Annotated in this window: 10 protein-coding genes; 9 read left to right on the top strand and 1 reads right to left on the bottom strand. The window is 60.4% G+C overall.

Going from position 1 to position 21,138, the window contains the following annotated elements; genetic code table 11:
- The first annotated feature begins 312 nt into the window (after positions 1-312).
- From NZK35_RS03865 to NZK35_RS03825, 9 genes are all read left to right on the top strand, one after another.
- Positions 313-2,091, top strand: coding sequence for a hypothetical protein (locus NZK35_RS03865; protein ID WP_259631284.1), 1,779 nt, complete (start codon positions 313-315; stop codon positions 2,089-2,091).
- A 130-nt stretch (positions 2,092-2,221) separates the two neighbouring features.
- Positions 2,222-3,589, top strand: coding sequence for a DUF1800 domain-containing protein (locus NZK35_RS03860; protein ID WP_259631283.1), 1,368 nt, complete (start codon positions 2,222-2,224; stop codon positions 3,587-3,589).
- A gap of 14 nt (positions 3,590-3,603) precedes the next feature.
- Entirely contained in the window at positions 3,604-4,845 is a 1,242-nt protein-coding gene (locus tag NZK35_RS03855; protein ID WP_259631282.1) for a DUF1501 domain-containing protein, read from the top strand.
- 615 nt (positions 4,846-5,460) lie between these two features.
- Complete coding sequence (locus tag NZK35_RS03850) at positions 5,461-6,354, top strand: DUF4132 domain-containing protein (RefSeq protein ID WP_259631281.1); 894 nt, start codon at positions 5,461-5,463, stop codon at positions 6,352-6,354.
- Complete coding sequence (locus NZK35_RS03845) at positions 6,351-11,486, top strand: DNA-binding protein (RefSeq protein ID WP_259631280.1); 5,136 nt, start codon at positions 6,351-6,353, stop codon at positions 11,484-11,486. The genes NZK35_RS03850 and NZK35_RS03845 overlap by 4 nt, the downstream gene beginning before the upstream one ends.
- 191 nt (positions 11,487-11,677) lie before the next feature.
- Positions 11,678-12,844, top strand: a complete 1,167-nt coding sequence (locus NZK35_RS03840) for an ATP-binding protein (protein WP_259631279.1) — start codon at positions 11,678-11,680, stop codon at positions 12,842-12,844.
- 229 nt (positions 12,845-13,073) lie between these two features.
- Positions 13,074-16,799, top strand: coding sequence for a DUF5682 family protein (locus NZK35_RS03835; RefSeq protein ID WP_259631278.1), 3,726 nt, complete (start codon positions 13,074-13,076; stop codon positions 16,797-16,799).
- Entirely contained in the window at positions 16,792-18,657 is a 1,866-nt protein-coding gene (locus NZK35_RS03830) for a hypothetical protein (RefSeq protein ID WP_259631277.1), read from the top strand. The genes NZK35_RS03835 and NZK35_RS03830 overlap by 8 nt, the downstream gene beginning before the upstream one ends.
- 355 nt (positions 18,658-19,012) lie before the next feature.
- On the top strand, positions 19,013-19,282 hold the full coding sequence (locus NZK35_RS03825) for a hypothetical protein (RefSeq protein ID WP_259631276.1): 270 nt from the start codon (positions 19,013-19,015) through the stop codon (positions 19,280-19,282).
- A gap of 180 nt (positions 19,283-19,462) precedes the next feature.
- Here the strand turns inward: NZK35_RS03825 and hydA are convergent, their stop codons facing one another.
- Positions 19,463-20,869 (bottom strand): dihydropyrimidinase, encoded by a 1,407-nt coding sequence (gene hydA, locus NZK35_RS03820; RefSeq protein WP_259631275.1) that lies wholly within the window; start codon positions 20,867-20,869, stop codon positions 19,463-19,465.
- Between the last annotated feature and the right edge of the window lie 269 nt (positions 20,870-21,138).

Raw genomic sequence — 21,138 nt, 5'->3', positions numbered from 1 at the left:
GGCGTGCTTCCCGGAGGTGGCGCTGCGCTGACCTCCGGCTACTCGCTGGCATCCCTCCGGGATACTGGACTCGCTGGCGCGAGTCCTCCGGTCGTTCAATGCTGAAACCGGACGGCTCGCGCCGTTCCGCTAACTCCTTCAGTGCCCAATGCCGCTAAAAAATACTTCACAGCGTTACCAGGGAGGTTTGCTCCGTTGGTGTGCGCCCCGGTCGCATTGGTACAATCGGTTACGCAAGATTCTCGCTGACCGCTCGAATCACCGAATATGCTGATCGATCACCTCTTTCTTTTGCCATCCAGGAATCGTCCGATGACCGTCCAAGCATTGTCGCCTTTTCGGTGTTCGAACCGGTCTCTCGCCGCGTTTGCGTTGACGGTCTTCCTGGCCAGTCCCACGTCGGCGGAAGATGCGAACCAGGGCGACCGGCGAACCGCGGCCGAATTGTTGCCCGCCAGCGTCGTCGCGTACGTCGAAGTGCCGCAACTGGGCGACGTCATCGAACTGGTCGCGGGGCACCCGCTGCGTCAGTCGATTCAGGACATGCCCGCGGTTCGCGCGATCGGCGGTTCGGATCAAGTGCGACCGCTGCGTGACGGAATCGCGGCGTTTGAGGGCGGCATGGGGCGTCCCTGGAACGAAGCCATGGGTGTGTTGACCGACGGCGGGATTCACTTGGCCTTCGACGCCCCGACTCAAGGTGCAGCGCTGCTGATCAAGTCCTCCAGCCGCGAACAGCTGGAACGTTTCCGCGGCGTCGTCCTGGCCCTGGCGCAGCTCGGCCAAGGGGATTTTGGCATCGCCCGCCAAGCCGATTATCGAGGCTTCACCGCGTACGCGGTCAACGACAACATCAAGCTGGCGCTGGTCGACCACTGGTTGCTGATGACCAACAAACCCGAGTTGGGGAAATCGATCATCGATCGTTACCTTGATGGCGACAAGCAATCGCTCGCCGCGTCCGATTCCTTTGCGGCGGCGATGGCCGGTGTCGGTGACGCGTCGATGAAAGCCTATGTCGATGTGGAAACGATTCGCGACGCGGGGGTCGCGCCACAACTGTACGCCGGCAAAACCGAGAACGTCGCCGCCGAAGCGCTGTTCGGCGGGATCGTTGCCAACCTGGCCCACACGCCTTCGGCCGTCGCGACCTTGGATATCGATCCTTCGGGCGTCCGGCTGACGCTGGCGACTCCCCACCAGAGCGAATGGGAAACCGGCCGTGAGTACTTTTTTGGCGAAGACTCGGGCGCGTCGGCACCACCGCTGCTGCAAGTTCCCAACCGGCTTCTGGCGATCAGCACCCACCGCGACCTCTCGCAAATGTGGTTGCGTGCACCGGACCTGATGACGGACAAGGCGAACGAAGATCTCGCCCAGGCGGACACGAACCTGACCACGTTCTTCTCCGGCCGCGATTTCGGCGAGGACATCTTGGGATCGTTGCGTCCCGGCATCCAGTTGGTCGTCCATCGACAATCCTTTGATGCCGCGTCGCCGCAACCGGCGATCAAGTTGCCCGCTTTTGCGATGCAGTTCACGATGCGGACTCCGGAAGAAACCACGCGCGAGTTTCGCCGAGTCTTCCAGAACGTGGTCGGATTCATCAACGTGGTCGGCGCGATGCAAGGGCAGCCCCAATTGGATCTGGATTTCGAGCAATCCGATTCGGCAACCCTGGTCACCGCCACCTACGTCCCGCCACGCGAGGAAGATGAATTGGCTGCCGTGCCGATCAACTACAATTTTTCGCCGACCATCGCCTTTGCCGGCGAGCGGATGATCGTCTCCAGCAGCACGCAACTGGCACGCACCCTCACGGGGTTATCCCCGCAAACGGAATCGGATGTGAAGCAGCCCAATACCGTTGCGGTTCTCAACGCCGACGCGTTGGCCGAGACGCTGCGTGACAACAAACAGCAGCTCGTCGCGCAGAACATGCTCGAAAAAGGTCACGGGCCGGACCAGGCCAACGCAGAAATCGATGTCCTGTTCGATCTGCTCGCCTTGTTCAAGGATGTGACGGTGGAGCTGGACGTGGACGACGGTCAATTGAAATTGACGACGGACGTACAGCTGCAATCGAAGTAGCCGAAACGAGAGCTTGGTAAGAAGATTTCGGAGGTAAGAAAATTGAAGACACGAACACTTCAATGAAAGACCGGTTCCAAAATCTTCCTACCATCCAAAATCTTCCTACCATCCAAAATCATAACATTCCATGGCTGCGGATACCCAAATCGATCCCATCTGGGCCTGGCAACCCTTCACGCCGAGCGACTCCCAACCCTGGGATCGATCGCTCGCGGCGCACCTGTACCGTCGTGCCGGTTTTGGCGCCGACCTGCAGTTGTTGGACGAGGCGGTTGCAAAAAGTCCCGCTGACGTTGTCGACGAATTGATCGCGCTCAATCTGGAAACGTCTGACTTTCGCGCCGTCGCGGATTCGCTCGCCCAAACCCTGTTGGCCGGCGGCGACCCGATGAAGTTGTCGGCCGCTTGGGTCTATCGGTTGCTGTTCACACCGGCTCAGCTGCTGGAGAAAACAACGCTTTTCTGGCACGGTCATTTCGCCACCGGCGCCGACAAGGTCAAAGATGCGGCGATGATGTGGCGGCAGAATCAGCTGCTGCGTCGACACGCGCTGGGCGACTTTCAAGCGTTGGCCCAAGCGATCGCCAAGGATCCGGCGATGTTGATCTATTTGGATTCGACGTCGAATCGAAAGTCGCATCCCAACGAAAACTTCGCCCGCGAGCTGATGGAATTGTTTTGTCTTGGGGAAGGGCATTACAGCGAAACCGACGTCGTCGAACTGGCACGCTGCTTCACCGGTTGGGAAATCCGTCGCGATCGATTCCGTAAAAACCGGTATCAACACGATGCCGGCGAAAAGTCGATTCTGGGTCAGCGCGGCGCGTTTGACGGCGAGCAGGCCGTTGAAATCGTTGTCGGGCGTGATGACATGCCGCGTTTCATCTGCCGGAAACTCGCGCGGTACTTCATCGCGGATGAACTGGATCTGACCGACGATCTGATCGAGATCCCGGCGACGACGATGCGCGAGAATAACCTGAAGATCGCTCCTGTGCTCAAGCAGATGCTGTCAAGCAATTTGTTCTATTCTTCACATGCCCGGGCCAGAAAAATCAAGTCGCCGGTCGAACTTGTGATCGGGATGCTGCGAGGTTTGAATGGAACGACCAACAGTCAGCTGGTGGCACGTGGGTTACGCGACATCGGCCAAGGCTTGTTCTATCCTCCCAACGTCAAAGGCTGGGACGGAGGCCGGGCTTGGATCAATTCGTCGACCGTGCTCGGGCGGGCCAACTTGTTCGAAGCGATTCTGTCCAATGAAGACACAAAATTTGACGGGCAGTCGCTGACGCAATCTTTGGCCGACCATGGTATCCACGACGTCGAACACGCAATCGATCATTTTGAACGCTGTCTGATGGCGGTGCCGATCAACCCGGCGACGCGTCGGCAACTGAATTCGCAATTCGGTACGCTCGGCAAGGATCACGAAAAGACGTCTCGCCGACTGCTTCACGCCGTCTGCTCACTCCCCGAATTTCAACTCGCCTAAAAACGGTCATTTCGATGTTTCAGCAGTTCACCAATCGACGTCGATTCCTTCACGTTACCGGGGGCGGTGCACTGGCGGTCGGGATCGGGTCGTCGCTGCCGAGTTGCTTCTTGCAAGCCGCGGAGTCGGCGACCAGCGACGAAGATCGGATTCTGGTCGTCGTGCAGCTCTCCGGCGGCAACGACGGGCTGAACACGGTGATCCCGTATGCCGACGACGCCTACCGTGCCGCTCGAACGACTTTGGCCGTGCCCCGATCCGAGGTGCTGACGATCGATGACCATGTCGGGTTTCACCCGTCGCTGCGAGGGATGAAGGACCTGCTCGAAGACGGACAGGTCGCCGTGGTTCAAGGCGTCGGCTATGAGAACCCCAATCGATCTCACTTTGAATCGATGGATATTTGGCACAGCTGTGTCCGCAAGGATCAGCCGCGCACCGACGGCTGGATCGGACGCGCCCTGGAACAATTCAGCGGCGCCGAAGGCGGTGATGTGCCCGCCTTGCATTTCGGTGAACAGCAACAACCGTTCGCGCTCGCCTCGGAGACGATCCGTGTGCCGACCGTCAACCAACTCGAAGCATTCCAGCTGCGCGGTTCGGATTCGACGGCGTTGCGTCGGCTGCTCAATGGGCCGCCGACACCCGCCCTCGACCAGGCCGGTGACGGCTTGCTCGGCTTTTTGCAGTCGAGCACCCAAGGCGCAATCTCGGCCAGCCAGCGCGTCACCGCGGCGGCGGAGGACTATCAGAGCGACATCGAATATCCCCAGTCGCGTCTGGGAGAACAATTACGCTTGGTGGCTCAACTGATCAGCGCCGGGATGAGGACGCGGATTTATTACTTACAACTGGACGGCTTCGACACGCATGCCCAGCAAGGCGACACGCATGCCATCTTGCTGCGTCAGTGGAGCGATGCGGTGGCGGCGTTTCTGGGTGACATGAAGGCCCGGGATCACACCGATCGCGTTTGTGTGATGACGTTCAGCGAATTCGGTCGACGGGTGGCCGAGAACGCCAGTGCGGGAACCGATCACGGTGCGGCCGGTCCGATGTTTCTGTGCGGCGGCGGGCTAAATGCGGGGCTGATCGGCAAGCCGCCACGTCTGGACGATCTGGAGCAAGGCGACTTGAAGCACAGCGTCGATTTCCGCAGCGTCTATGCATCGGTGCTGAAAGATTGGCTCGGGACCGACCCCGATCAAGTTCTCCGCGGTCACTATGAAACGCTGCCCGTGTTTGCGACGGCGTAGTGCTTTGGCAACTCTTCAACTCAGGGTAAGACCGGACGGCTCGTGCCATACCGCTAACGCGTCAGCTTGGTAGCGGCAGGGCGCAAGCCCTCCGGTCTCACCGCACCGGACGGCTCGCGCCGTTCCGCTAACACTTTCAGCGGGCGGAGTAGCTGGCATGACCCCGGCGGGGTCAAAGCGAGTAGCCGGAGGCGAGCGCAGCGACACCTCCGGACATCCGGCCACACGTCGGATGCGACCCCGGAGGGTGTCGAAGCAAATCACGCCCGAGCCCTCGGACCCGGCCTGCCGCCGCGCGGAAACGAGCATCCCGATCAACTCTTTTAGAAACGCGGACTGCGGCACCGTCGGCGGATTGATTCGCTGCGACCCCGGACGGGGTCGATGGGGATTTTGAGACGTGCGTCCCGGAGGTGTCGCTGCGCTCACCTCCGGCTACTCGCTGGCATCCCTCCGGGATGCTGTCACCGGACGGCTCGCGCCGTTCCGCTAACACTTTCAGCGGGCGCGCCGCGCGACCGCGCAACAAATGCTGTCCCCGATGTGGCACAATATCCCCCGGCGGCGTGACGTCAGACAAAATGGCGCGGGGTTTGGATGCAAGGGAGGGATGAGATGGTGTCAACGGTCCAGGAAGACGCTTGGGTGGATGCCGAGCGAGAGTACAAGTTGGGGCTTCGGGCGGGAAAACTGGTCTGTCAAAATCCCAAGGGCAAATCACTCGCCTCGGTCCCGAAGTGGCTCAAGGAAACGGAAACGGCCGAGTCGTTGCTCGCTCTGGCCGATTGGTTGGCCGAACACGAGCTGGATTGTTTGCACACGGTCGAGCGATGGATGTTGCGATCGCTGCCGATCCCGCGCGCCGTGGTGACGGAAATTTGGGCGGATTCGGCTTGGCGAGACTGCATCGAAAACATGGTGGTCGTGCCCGTCGCTGCCGGTGGTACCTTCGATCTCGAAAACGCCGGGTTACTGAAAGACGTCGACGCGAAACGCGGACTCGGCGTCATCGATCTGGACGGCGAAACCCAGTGGATCAAAACCGATTCGTTCGCTGTGCCGCACCCGATCCTGATCGGTGACTTGGAAGAGTTGCGTGAGTTGGCCGGGGACCTGGGCATCCGACAAGCGATCGACCAGCTCTATCGCCCGATCCATCAACCGACCCGAGAGCAGCTGGATCTGACGTCCATCAATGACTTTTCCGGAGGCCACTTCGAACAATTGAATTTTGCCACGTCCCACTGTCGCCGCTTGGGCTACCCCGTTCGCGGCGGCTACGCGACGTGTCGGATCTGGGAAAACAACGCCCTGATCGAGGCTCGGTATTTCATCGGGGACGAATACCCCGAATCACCAACTTGGACCGGCGGATTGGTGTTCGTCGACGAGAGTCAGCAGCCACAAAAAATCAATTCGATCGGTCCGGTCACGTTCAGCGAAGGCGTCCGCATGGCCTCGGAGATCTACGCCAAACGCAAAGTCGACGCCACGGAGGAAGACCAGTGAGTGTTGCAACGAAGAAACCCGGCAAATCAAAGAAAGCTCTGGAGGCTCAGTTGGTCGCCGGCGGCATGTTGCCGATCAAGGCCAAGGTCGACCCCAAGAGCTCCGAACAGGTCGTCGCGCGTACCTACACCGGCCAAGTCCTCGGTGACCGCAAAATTGTGCGACTGGGTGCCGAACGTCTGGGACCGGCCGAAGACTTGGCGATGGAGTTTTTGGGGCTTCAATCGGCCGGCGAAAGCAAACCGCTGGCGATTCAAGGACGACGCGCGCTGGGGTTTGCCAGTTGGGCATTGATCACGCATCCGGAAAACGCCAAGGACGCATTGGTGTTGGTCAAACGGATCAAAGCCGCGGCCCGCAAGGCGAAGTCGAAACCCGGCCACGCCTGGGACGCGTTCTCCGAAATGGCCGAGGAACTGAATCGATCGGTCCGACATTTTCTGCCGCCGTTCTGGGAGGAGGCCGCCAGGATCTTCAAAGAGCTGGGCAACCACACCTACGCCGGACGCGGACTCGGCAAGGCACTCGAAGCCGAACGTGTCCACGCCCTCGACGTCGACCGCGAACGACGACGTGATGCCGTGCTGGAATTTGCCCTCAGCGGTTGCTTGTCCGGGAAAGCACTCGGGGAATACACCAAGGACTTGGAGAATCAATTCGAACCGGAGGAAGCTTTTGAAACGTTTCGCGATTTGCTCGTGCGGCGGACGCTCGGTGGCATGCCGCCGATGGCCGGTGCGGCGAAAGATATGATTCGGCTGGCAAAGCTGGCGGGCAAAGATCCCGATGCGGAAATCGATCGGTTGTTGAAGGAGATCATTTCCGCGCCGTCGATGTCGCGCGCGCCGCAGCAATTTTGGTCCTCGGTCAGCAAACGGATCGCACTGCTGGTCAAGCAATCCGATTCCTTCGGCGTTTGGTTGCTGGTCCACACCAATTGCGAATCCAACTACTACTCCGAGTCCACGGCTTGGAAATGGATCGATCAACTTGAAAAATGGAACGTGCTTCGGTTGCTCGCGTTGCCGGCCGACAAGTTTCCTGCCGACGTCGAAATCCCCGGTGGACGGGCGGGCTGGTTCAGCCGACTTTCGATGGCGAGCACGCCTCCGCCGAAACGCTTTTTCGACTTGCTCGAATCGGCCGCCGCCGCGCTCCGTCAAGACGCGATCCCGTTGCAATTGGGCAAATCGCAAGGCTGGGCGTCCGTGCCGGCCGACGTTGATGTGATCGAAGCCTGTTTGGATCTTAAAATCCCGTTGGCCGACATTCCCCCAGGGACCGGGATCGGGTTCGGCGGTTGGATGCAATCCGACGTCGACCATTCGCGCCGAAACTCATCGCTTGTTCATGTTTTGGACGAGGAACGTTTTGCATCGCGGGTGCGCAACATGATTCCAAACCTGATCTGCCGCGACCAGTCTACGCGGCGGTATGGTGACCAGTACGGACATGGTGGGCGTCGATTCGACCAAGCCGCCGCCGGGCACGAGGCGCTCAAAGATATCTGGTGGGAGTTTTTGGATCACAAGTTGTCGATATTGGAAAGCGGCGGTCTGGCGGATTTCGAAGTCACGTTGAATCAAATTCGTTCGGCCATCGGACGCAGTACCATCGAACGGTTTCCCGATGTTCTGAAGCGACTGAGAAAGCTGGATCTGGTCGGCACGCTCAGGCGCACGTTGGTCGGCGGCATTTTGGATGAATACGGTTGGCAACCGCTCGATGATGCCGATGACGAGAGTCGGTTGCCGGTGATCAAGAGCCGGCGACGAAACGATTCCTTTTATGAATCGTTTCCCACGTTGATTTTTGCCCGCGATGGAAAGATCGACGAATTCGGGCCCGCCGGACACCGGGTCCGCGCGGAGTTTACGTTCACCAAGTCCACCGAGCCCCAGGCGGTTCTGCCTGTCGGAAACGACACCGCGGTCGTCTTCCGAGACACCTCCAACTACGAAGGCAAGATCTGTTGGCTCAGCGACCCCGGTGACGTCAAAAAACTCGATGGCGGTTACTGGTATTCGCCTCCGGGATTCTGGATGCCATATCAGGACGGCGTGTTCTTTGGCAGCCGGATGCTCAAGCCGGGCGATACGAAATTGCCGACGTGGACGCATTGGTTGAGTGACGGTGGGCGTTGCTGGATCCAGAAAACCGATCCCGCACAGTACCACTATCACGCAGACTCCGGGGAAATGATCGGCACGACCTCGCTGGTCGAACTCGATCCGATCAGCGGAAAAAAAATCCGCGAGTGCGTGCCGGATTGGTTTGAACAAGATCTTTCTGCGAGCAACACCGTTCACTGGCAACATTGTTTTTTGATGCCGGCACCCGAGGGCATGGATGCGTCGCCGCTGGGAATCGCCGACGGCATGCTCGGTTGGAGCGTTCTGACCACACGTGACGGCAGCGCGATCGGGCGCGGCATCGACGGCCGGACCTGCACCCTGCAAAAGGACCCGCACGGGTTCGAAAACACCAGGATTCCCCTTGCGATCATGGACAAACCCGAATCGAAACATCACTGGATCATCACCGCCGATGGAATCGTCATCGACAGTGAAACAGGAATCGGCATCGCGTTGTTGCAAGAACGATCGAACCGTTATCACATCGGCCAGCCGATGCATTTGTCGTATCGGTTCTTTCACCACTACACCGTCCGCTCCAAGCAGGCGTCGGCAAAACTGCGGAAGATCTCGGCCAAGCAATGCAAGTTGTTTCTCGACGCCGGAAAGGCTCAGCATCAAGCGTTGCGAAAGAAGAAGGAAGAAGCCGAGACGGATCCCCACCGCAATGCCGTTGCCGAAGCGGTCGCGAAATGGTTGCCCGACGCGCCGCCGAGGTTGCAGAAAGGACTCGGAAAAATCATCAGCATCATGGCGGCCGAACAAGCGTCGCTGGGGGGCTTTTTGGATCGGATCACGGAACCACCCAAAGAAAAGGAAACGCCGACGGAGTCGAACGAGAAGCGAGAGTTCGCGCCCTCGGCAGCCGGCGTCGCGGATCTGATCTACACTTGGCCCGGCTCGGACCGTCCGGGGATCTATCGCTATGGGGCGTCAAACGTATCCCAAGCTCACATCGAGGTCGTGACGAACTTTCTGGAAACCGGCAACCAACAAAAGCTCCCCGGCGGCAATCCCGATTGGATTTCCGCGATCGACGATCCCTGTTCGGCGGCTTGGAAATGGTTTTGGACCCAGTCCACGGTGGGTGCTGATCTGACAGCGACTCAGGACGCCCCGGCCAAGTCTCGCTTTGACGACAGCCTGGGCCTCCAGGGACTCGCCTACTTGGCCAAACGCGGCATCCTGGACTGGAAAGGCAAATTCGTCTACTACATCGCCAAAGGGTTTTCCGAAGCCGACGCCAAGCTGGACAAGAACAAACCTTACGCGCCGGCACGTGACAAAGCCGTCGCGTTTACCGATGGAAAACATCGCTACATCGCGTATTCGTACGGAGGTTACGGCACCGAAGAGATACACGTGCTGGAATACATCGAGTCGGGCAAGCCGAAGCCGCCCAAGCCCTATTCGATTCTGGAGACCATCGAGGTCAAACGCACCTGGGGATCGAAGCAAGTCAATCAATTCGTCGATGCGGTCCGCAAGCTGGAAACGCTGCCGCTGGTGGATGCAGAGTTGCTCGCCGACGCCGCCGGACAGCTGGGCGCGTCACCCGTCCAAGTCGGATTGGCGTGGATGGCGGATCTGCGGACCAGCCGCTACGGCCAAGAAAAGCTGACCAAGGAACTGCGGTCGCACTACGGTTGGAAGCTCAACGAAATCAAAGCGGCTATCTCGGGGCTCGACGGGGAGGCGTTGCCGATGTCGTTGATGTCCACCGGCCTGTTGGATGATCCAGCAGGCGCGATCGGCGCAGGAAAGAACGAAGCATTTGCCCGAATGGTTGCCGCTTGGAAAAAGCGACGCGAATCATCGGTGACGCTTCCACCCGAAGCGGCGGCGCCGTTGGAACACGTCGGGTTCGGCTATCCAAGATTGGACCGCAAAGCGTTCTTGGGTTTGCTTTCCGATCCCCAAGGGTCGCATGTTCTGGACCCTCGCAAGACGACGTTTCAGTATTCGTCGCAATCCAAGCGGCATCAGCAACACATTCTCGATGCCGCCTACACCCCCGAACCTCCACTCGACTTGCAAAAGGTCTTGCCCCAATTGTTGGATGCCGTGGGCTGGATCAATTACGCGACGCCATTGGGCGATCCCGCACGCCGCAAGATCCCCGAATTGATCGAAGCGACGCGAGCCTGGTTGGATGATCCCTCGACCACGCTGCCGTTCGGGGCGACCTACACGGCAAAGAATTGGTATGGCGATCATAAAGTGGATGTCGAAGCGACGGTCGACCAGTTTTCCAAGCTGATTGCACCCTGCCAACGAAAGAAGGACGGGCATTATGAGTTCGACGGAGGATTGATCCTCGGCGCGCTCTACCCGCCGGTTTGTCGGCTGCATTTCCGCACGTCGAAACTGCACACGACGGATGATTTTGCGATGCTTGCCGCGGCGGGAAAGATCACGTTTCATTACGAAGGCGATGGATCGGGAATGCTGGAATTCGCCAGATTCGTGTTGGAACTGCGCTCGGACGTTGCCGACGAATTGATGGCCGCCAACCTTGGCGACGATCTCCCGGACGGTTCCTGGGAACAGGACCCACGTGTCTCCGTGCCTGACTTGGTGGCCCAAGTCGCAAAGGATCAGGGCATCCGTGACGATGCCGCAACGTTGTATCTGCAAATCTTGGCGCTGCCGGATCCGACGTCCAAAAACATTCAAGGCTGGAACGGTTGGAAACCCGCGGAATACAAGAAGGCTGCGGCCGAATTAGTCGACAAGGAATTGGTGGTGAGCGCCAAACGCAGCCGCGCCGGTCGCGACATCTTTTTGCCCGGCGGATGGGAACCGCTCAAGCTTCCCAACCTACCGGTGGAAACTTGGAAGCTCTCGATGTACGGCCACGACGGAACCGATCGACTGCGCGGAGCCAACGCGGCGTTGTTGGTTTGCAAACGCCCCGTCCCGTCACAATTTCGATTTGCCTACAACCGTGTCACCGAGGGTGACGCGCCGCGTTATGAAGAGACGTTGGGAGGGTGAGTGGTGCAGTTCCAACCGCGGCCGCTCCGCCGAATCATTCGCCGGCGTAACAGGGCACTATCATGTCATTCGGCTCCCCTCTCCCCCAGCCCCTCTCCCCCGGATTCCACGCGAGCTCCACTCACGTGGAATCCGAGGGAGAGGGGAGCCCGAGTAATTGAGCATTGACCTCCCCACCGACACGTCAGCCCATGGCAAAAAAGAAAACTCCCGCATCCATTTCCCCACCGACGCGAAAGATCCAGGCACCGCCGGCGGAGGTTCGGTATGCGGAGGAACTGGCGGTGATGCGTGATGCGGATTCCAATCCTCGCCCCGACGGCTGGCTGCTCTCGCCGGCTTCGATCGTCGATTTCATCTGTGGCACCGACGGCCAGAAGGTCGGCACGAAAAAGTCGACGGCGCTGGCGATCAGCGAAAAATTTGTCGGACCCCGCGACATCATCCAACGCTGCGTCGTCACGCTGGCCGGTGAGCGCGGGTTGATGCTGGTCGGCGAACCCGGTACCGCCAAGTCGATGCTGGGCGAACTGCTGGCCGTCGCGATCAGCGGCACCGGCGCGTTGGCCGTTCAAGGCACCGCCGGCACGACCGAAGACCAAATCCGTTACGGCTGGAACTATGCCATGCTGCTCGACCGCGGCCCGACGAATGAAGCACTGGTGCCGTCGCCGGTCATGCAAGCGATGCGGCGAGGAAAGATTGTCCGCTTCGAAGAAGTCACGCGCTGTTTGCCCGAAGTCCAAGACGCGTTGATCTCGATCTTGAGCGAACGACGCATGATGGTGCCCGAACTCGGCGACGAAGATTCCAGTGTCTTCGCTGCGCCGGGGTTCTCTCTGATTGCGACGGCGAACTTGCGCGACCGCGGCGTGTCCGAAATGTCGGCGGCCCTGAAACGGCGATTCAATTTCGAAACCATTGCGCCGATCTCCGACGCCCAGCGTGAATGTCAATTGGTGTCCTCCCGCGCCGCCGCGCTGCTGCACGAATCGGGCAGCGACAAACCGATCGACGAGTCGTTGATCGAACTACTGGTCACGGTGTTTCGCGACCTTCGCAGCGGACGCACCGACGAAGGTTGGCAGGTCAATCGGCCGAGCACGGTGATGAGTACCGCCGAAGCGGTCGCGGTCGCCACCGCCATCATGCGCGAAAGCGCCTTTTTCCCTTCCGGATTCGATCCCGTTTCGCGGATGCCCGGTCACCTGCTGGGTGTCGTGCTCAAAGACGACGCGAAAGACCGTGAACGATTGCTCGGATACTGGGACGGTCCCGTCCAACGTCGCGCGAAAAACGGTGAGCCGCTGTGGACAAAGCTGAGCGAAATGCGCGGCGTGCTGGATGAAACGATGTAGCTCGTTTTTCTCGCGTCACCCTCCCGTGTGGAGGTCGTGCTTTTTTGAAAGTCACCCTCCTGGCAGGAGGGTCGAGCGCAGCGAGGGGAGGTCGAATGGTGAATCGTGAGTTTTACTTCACCTGCCAGAGTCGTGTGCCAAGCAGCAAACAGAACCCTCTCCTCGCTTTGCTCGACTCTCCCAGCGGGAGAGTGACTTCACCTCCATAACGAACCGACGGCTGAACTTGATGCCCATGGATCCCATCGCCGCTTGCACCGCGCTGCACCAATGCACCGAACCGTTGTTGATCGGGGTACGTCATCATTCGGCGATGCTTGCCCGAGCGATGCCGGTGCTGTTGGAGCGTTTTGCGCCCGATGCGATCCTAATCGAGCTGCCGTCGGATCTATCCGATTGGATGCAGCACATCGCTGATCCGCAAACGCAGGCCCCGATCGCGATCTCCGCGGTCGATCCCGACGGCGGCATGATGTTCTATCCGCTGGCTGATTTTTCACCCGAGTTTGCCGCGATCCGCTGGGCGTCGGTCAACGGCGTTCCCGTCCGTGCCTGCGACCTTTCGGTTTCGGTCAAATCCAAGTCCGCCGCACCGGAATCCAAACCGACACCATCGCGTCGGGCTACCGAGTCGTCCGACGTTCTATCGCAATTAAAACGACGCGTCGGTGCCAGCGACGTCGGTGATCTTTGGCAGCGGTTGGTGGAATCGCCCGGTTGCGATGCGGACCCGGAAATCATTCGCCGCACGGCGCTGACGTTCGGCTGGGCGGTCCGAGTGGATGATCGTGAACCCTCGCCGCGTGATTTGCTTCGCGAAGCCGCGATGCGTCAGGCGATCCGAGAGAGCGATGGGAAGACGGTCGCCATCGTCGGCGCCTTTCACGCGCCGGTCTTGCTGCCCGACATCGTTGAAACGTTACACGACCGTGATCAAGCGGACCTTGCCGCGATCGAATCCGACACGTCATCGGTCGGCGTTTCTTTGATCCCGTATTCCTTCGAACAACTCGACGAACGCAGTGGCTATATGGCCGGAGTGTTGGATCCCGTTTGGCATCAACGAATGGTGCAAGCGAAATCGAACGCGGACATGGAAGACGCCGCCGTGGAGCTTGCCACCGGCGTCTGCCGTCGTTTACGTCAGTTCGGCCATGTCGCCGGAACACCCGACGCAGCTGAAACGCTGCGGATGATGCGCGATCTGGCGCGGCTGCGCGGGCTGGCCGTTCCCGGTCGCGGCGAGTTCGTTGAATCTTTGCAATCGTGCTTGGTACACGGCGACGTGATGGGGCGTGGTCGAGCCGTCTCGGCTGCCGCCGGTGATGTGCTGATCGGGGACCGGACAGGAACGGTCACGCCGTCCGCACCACGCTGCGGTCTTTCCGTTTCGATCGATCAACTGCTTCAGCAACTGGGGCTGCCGGGGCGAGAGGCAGCCGCCAAAGCGAAACCGCAACGGCAGCGGGGACGATTTCAATCGACGCGATCGGAAAGTGAAAAAGAGCTCCGCTTGGACGTTTTGCGCAGCCCCAAGGATCGGGCCCGCGCGGTCGTGCTGCGGCGGATGGCGGCGGCAGGAATCCCGTATGCCCAGCGCGTCGACACGGTGACGCAGGGGAACCGTGAAAACTTGACCGAGCGTTGGCGGGTCGAGTGGCAGCAGACGACGGCGGCCACGATCGAAAGTGTCGCCCGCTTCGGCGTCACCCTGACTCAGGTCGCCGAAGAAATCATTCGCAGGGCCGGGCGCCGTGTCGGTCCCGATGACGCGAACGATCGATCGCCAAGAATGATCTTGGATCAATTGGGGATCGCCAGCGAATGCGGACTGCAGACGTTGACGACGCAGGCATTGTGTCGGCTGGACGAGACGTTTTGTCAAACCGCCGCAATCTCGGAACTGGTCGAAGCCGTCACGTTGATGGTGCGGATCGCTGCGTCACATCTGCCCGGGTTACCGCTCGACCCGGCCGATGCGGCGCCCCCGATCGTGCCGGTGTACCGGATGCCCGATGCGAGGGTTTCAGCGGAGGAATTGTTGCGTGCCTGTTTGGAGCGTCTGCAGGGGCTGCGCGGCAGTTCGTCGATCGAAGACGTGGTTTGTCTGGCGGACTTGATTCAGTGGTTCAGTGGGGATCTGCATGCGTTGATTCAACGGTCGGAATCGCAACAAGCAGATGCTGCAGGGCATCAACGGCAACTGCTGACTTGGTGCCGTCAAACGATTCGTCACGGAAGCGACCGCATGCGCGGTGCCGCGGCGGCCGGCTTGTGCGCGCTCGATGCGATGGACGCGGCCACGCTGGGCCAGTTATTGATCGGATGGTTGGACGGGGCCGGCGACCGCGACGGACGGGCACGCTTGCGCGACGGACTGTCCGGTGCCGTGCAGATCTTGTTGTCGCGCATGCAGAACGATCCGCTGTGGCTGGACCCGTTCCAATCCGGTTTGAATCAATTGTCAGACGGGGAGTTTCTGTCACGATTGCCGGCACTTCGGGGGGCCTTTGATCCGTTTTCGCCGGCCGATCGACAGCGGCTGCTGGAATTGCGATTGCAGGGACTGGGCCAGCGCGGATCGGCCATCGATCACCGGCACTGGGCCAATGACGGCGATGCCGACACGATCACGTTGCACGTCGCCCGATTGCGACACGCCGACTTGGCTGCGGCAGCGTCCGTCGCAGACGCGTTTCCCAGCGTCGATCGCTTCATTCGCGAAGCGGACCAGGGCGTGCCTGATCAACACGACTCGGATCCCGACGCGGTTGCCGATTCATCGCGTTCCGATTCGATCTCTGACAGCGTGAACAACGAAATCAAGATGGCTGATCGTTGGCGATTGATTTTCGGCCTGCCGCCGGAAAACCCTTCGCGAAATGCATCGATTGCCGCCCAGTCATTGGACCAGCTGTTCGGCAAAGGACGCGGCGAAGGTTCACGTGGTGATTTTCAGCAACGGCGTGGCAGCGGCGGACAAGAAGCACCGCAACCGACGACCGCCCAGTGGGCCGACGACTTGGAGGCGTTGTTCGGCGGCGACGTCTGCCAGGAAGTGCTCGGACAAGCCGCGGCGGCAGGCAACGCGACCGCGGTCGGACACTTGGACGTCGATTCCGTCACGCCGTCGATCGATTTACTGCAACAAGTGCTTTCGCTGGCCGGTGCGATGCCGGAATCACGCATGGCCAAGCTGCGACAGCTTGCCCAAAAGATCACCGATGACCTTGCCCGGCAGTTGGCCGTTCGTCTGCAAACCGCGCTGAGTGGACTTTCCACGCCAAGACCGACTCGCCGTCGATCGCGGCGGCTGAATCTTTCACGCACCATCCGCGCCAACCTGGTCAATGGGCGGCGTCGATCCGATGGCCGTCCCACCATCGTCGCCGATCAATTGATCTTCAACGCGCCCGCACGGCGGGAATTGGACTGGCACGTGACGTTTGTGGTCGACGTTTCGGCATCGATGTCCGCGTCGGTGGTTTACAGCGCGCTGGTCGCCGCGATCTTTGACGCCTTGCCCGCGTTGTCCGTGCGGTTTCTGGCATTCAGCACCGAACTGATCGACTTGAGCGATCAAGTCGATGATCCGCTGGCGCTGTTGTTGGAAGTCGATGTCGGCGGCGGAACCGACATCGGACTCGGTCTGCGTGGGGCTCGCGCGGGCATCAAGGTGCCGTCGCGTTCGATCGTCGTGTTGGTCACCGACTTTGAAGAAGGCGTCTCGATTCCCGGGATGCTGGCCGAAGTGCGGGCCCTGGTCGACTCGGGCGTTCGCTGTCTCGGGTTGGCATCGTTGGATGATTCCGGCCAAGCTCGGTTCCACCAGGGGCTGGCGCAAATGATGGCGTCGGCGGGGATGTCGGTCGCCGCGGTCAGTCCCGAAAAACTGGCGCAGTGGGTGGGCGATCAAATCCGTGGCAACGTCGCCGGAGGCTCGATCGATGGATGATTCGGATCGCCCGGGCGTCTGCGGGCAACTGAGTGTTCGCGCCGACTTGCTCGCCAGCTTGATCGACCTGGCGCCGTCGCGCGTGCGCAAACGTTTGGACAAAGATCCCGCGATCGCGCACGCTTGGACTTGGACCGCCGAAGCGACTTGCGTGACGATTAGCACCGGTGACGAAACCGTGCGATTGGAATGGGATGCCGAGTCGAAACGGGTGACGCACCTCGAACAGGTTTCTTGTTCGTGCCTGCTGTCGCCCAAGTGTTTTCATCTGCTGGCTTGCGTCAGCTGTTTGCCGATCGAAACGGATGCGGCCAGTTCGGAGCACAAGGCGACTCCGCCGCGAGCATCCGAATCGGAGCCTAGCGACGAACCCTCGATGTTCGAAATCACCACAGCGATGCGTGACGCAGCCGGCCGCAGTCTCGATGCAATCGAATTGATGTTGTGCAGCGGCGCGCGGCGCTGTGGCGTCGTGTTGCAATCGGCGTTGTTGCGGGCGGCGCATCAGTGCCGCGCCGCGGGGCTGATCCATTTGTCGTCGGCCCTCCTGAGTGTCGTCGAGGGCGTCGTCCGGCTGCGGGCGCAATCGGGCAACACGGATGTCTCGCAGTTGCAGATCGATCTCGCCCGCGCGGTCGTCATCGCACGACATGTGCTCCGGCAACCTGCGGCCGACCTTGAAACGATCGGTCAGGTCCGTCGATCGTTTGAACCGGTCGATGTTTCGCGGCTGCTCAGTCTGTTGGCCGAACCGATCGTGACGCGGTCCGGCTACGCGGGAGTGTGCGTCTATTTGATGGCAGACGACGGAACAATTTATCAAGTCAGCGAAGTCCGTCCCGGAGAAGCAGACTTGGCGTCGCAAGCCTATCACGGAGGAATCGAATTGGGCGGCACGATGATTTCTGCGTTTCAGCTTTGCCGATCGAGTGTGGACGTTCAAAACATGACGGCATCGCCGGATCGGCGGCTGGGACGCGGATCAAAGACTCGCTGGGCCGTGCGGAAACAGACCGGCCGGCCGATCGATGAATCACCCGCATGGAAAAAACGTTGCGGGCGATCCCTGGCCGACCAAGTCGACCAGCTATTGGCGGCACACGAATCGGTCGGCGCGACGACTCGAGCGGAAACAGACTTCGTCGCGTTTCGCTGTCAGGTACTCGGGCGGCACGAAGACGCTGTGCTGGTGAAGGCGGACGATGTCTCGCGTCCGTTGAAGCTGCGGATCGCGCTGGACACTGATCAGGTGCCGTATCGTGAAAACTTGGAACTGCTCGCCCGCAGCCCGGGACTGAAAGTGTTCGTCATCGGACGTGTCCGACGCCACCAAGCCGGATCGATTGATGCCTTGGCGATCCACGTTGAAGCGTGCCATGATGGTTCCGATGACGATCCGAGACTGGACTTACCCGAATCGTGGCAAAACGTCTGCCAGTTGGGTCTGGATCGACTGGAGCGCCACTTCTTTTCGCAGACCGATCCGGAGTTGGGGAGCCCTTCGCTCGCTGCGGCCGTTGATTCACGCCGTCAGACGGAGCCCAGCATCGATGGCGTCGCAGAGCTCGCGAGACAGCAACGGACGCTCGTCCTCGGTGGTCGCGGCAGTGTGGCGTCGCCGGGCTCCGGCGGGCATCGTCGGATGATCCGAATGTTGAAGCGTCAACTGTTGCCGACGGCCGCGAGGCTCGCCGATGCCGTGGCGTCGGCAGCGGTGGCGATCGATTCGAGAGCTTCGGATTCTGGGGGCGAAGATGATCGACCCGGCTTGTGCGATCTGTTGGCCGCTAGCGATCGTTATCAAAACGTGTTTCGTGCCGACTACCATCGACAGGCTTGGAATGATTGGTTGTCGTGAGACGTAGTCGGGAGGGAGGGCAGAATAATGGGGACAGAAAAAGGGGGGGCAGAATAATACGGGGCAAAACGATGGGGGCAAAACGATGGGGGCAAAACGATGGGGGCAAAACGATGGGGGCAAAACGATGGGGCGCGGATTTGACGTCGGGTTGCGATCGGCCTATAAGCTTGCGCACGGAAATTCAAGCCGCCGCCCTGGGGCAAGGGGCTGCTGGCGTGCCCCCGGAAACCGAGTCGAATGTGACGTCCCGTGAGCTTTTTTAAAATCGCACAATACGCGCAGTCGGCTGACGGGATCGTTTTCGACTTCTCCAACGCTCCGTTCAGTCTGCTGTTCATCGGCGGATTGCTGGTTGTCACCCCGGGTTTCTCGAATCCCGGTCGCGGACGTGCGGGCGATTCGCATCGACAGTGTCGATTGGCAGAACACGCGCAACGGTAGTCCCGATGGTCCTGTGCGAACCACCTATTTCATTCGATTGGACGTCGCCGGAGAACGGGTGATTCTGGTGGTGGGCAGCTCACGCGACCGGGCGCACACCGAAGCGGTCGCGGACCAGTTGGTCCGCTTCCTTCGCGCCCATCCGGATCACGAGCCGCGCGGGTTCTACGAGCGGTTGTAGGGGGCGACGCGAACGGGTTGGGTCTTCCGTTATCCGCTCGCGCCGTTCCGCTAACACCGTCAGGGCCGGAGTGGCTGGCATGACCCCGGCGGGGTCAAAGCCAGTAGCCGGAGGTGAGCGCAGCGACACCTCCGGACATTCTTCAGCGCTACAACCGCTCACACGTCACGGTTCAGCCATTCAAACGACGTCCCCGCCTTTCCTCGACCGGGCGACTTGTCGTCCGTGACCGAGGCTTCCGGTGAACTGGCCGTCGCGAACGGAGACTTTTCCGCGGCAGGTGACGAGGGCGGGGCGGCCGATGATTTCAAAACCTTCGAATCCGTCGTAGTCGGTATCCATCGTGTGCGTGGCCGCCGAGATCGTGCCCCGGTAGTCCGGATCCCAAATCACCAAATCGGCGTCGCAGCCCGGTTGGATGCTTCCTTTGCGTGGGAACATTCCGAACTGCTTGGCCGCCGACGTCGACAGCAATTCGACGAAGCGGTGCACGTCGATGCGGCCGGTCGCAACGCCGTGGGTGTACAGCAGCGTGGGGCGATGTTCGACCGACGGGATGCCATTGGGGATTTTTGTGAAGTCGGATTCGGGCGGCTTGCCCATTTCCTTTTGCCCGACAAAGTCGAAGGGGGCGTGATCGGTGGCAACGGTGGAGATGACGCCCGACCGCAGCGCATTCCAAAGGTAGGCTTGATGCGCGACATCGCGGATCGGGGGACTCATCACATACTTGGCGCCTTCAAAGTTCGGACGTTCCGCGTACGTCTTGTCGAGTACCAGGTAGGGGATCACGGTTTCGAGTTTTACGTCGACGCCCTGGACTTGAAACTTGAGTGCCGCTTCGACGGCGTCCCGGCACGACGTATGGACGATATAGCCGGCCGCGCCGGTCATCTTCAAGAACGTACAAAAATGGTGCACCCCTTCGGCTTCCACGGCGACCGGACGAGACGGTTCGTGGAATTCCGGACCGACCTTGCCGGCCGCGACCAAGGACGCCTGCAGCTGGGCAACCAGGTCCGCGTTCTCACAGTGCGCCGTGACCACCACGCCCAACTCTTTCGCCAAGCGACAGGTTCGATAGAGTTCCTCGTCGCTCACGCCGAACGCGCCTTTGTAGGCCAGGAAAACTTTGAACGACGTGACGCCATCTGCAACGATGCGCCGCAGCAGTGGTTCGGTCGTCTCGTCGAACCGAGTCACGCCCATGTGAAACGAGTAATCGCACGCCGAGAGGCCTGCCGCTTTACTCTTCCACAACTGATACGCATCCCAGGGGTCGTCTTCGCGTGCCGGACAGCACATTTCGATCAGCGTCGTCGTGCCGCCGACCAGTGCGGCACGGCTGCCGGAGTCGTACGTGTCCTTGGCGTAGGTCCCCATGAACGGCAGGTAGATGTGGACGTGTGGGTCGATGAAACCCGGAAACACATACTTGCCCTTTGCGTCGATGATCTCCACATCCCCGACGTCCGAGGTGTCGATCACGGGGGCGATGCGGTAAATCGACTCGCCTTGGATCAAGATGTCAGCGACGTAACGCTGATCGGGGGTGATGATCGTGCCGTTTTGAATCAACAGTGACATCGCGCTTTGTAAGCTATAAGTTTGCGGGTTGCGTTTGCCGAGCGGAAAAGGGGGCAGGTACGGATGGCACGGGAATAAGTCACAAAGGATTCAGCAACCGTTGGTGTTTAGCCTTTAGGCGATTCCCGGTCGCTGCGACGCAGCGAGAATGGGCGGCTAAAGCCCAATACCGCTAAGTTAACATGAATGAGGGGGCCCGGACGCTGGCGCGAACCGGCTGATGTCAAACGAATATCAGCCGTTTGGCGCGAGCCTACGGGCCCTCATCT

Source organism: Stieleria sedimenti (genome assembly GCF_025060895.1).
GTDB lineage: Bacteria > Planctomycetota > Planctomycetia > Pirellulales > Pirellulaceae > Stieleria > Stieleria sedimenti.
The sequence above is the reverse complement of the archived record's forward strand: the minus strand, read 5'-3'. Positions and strand labels throughout refer to the sequence as shown.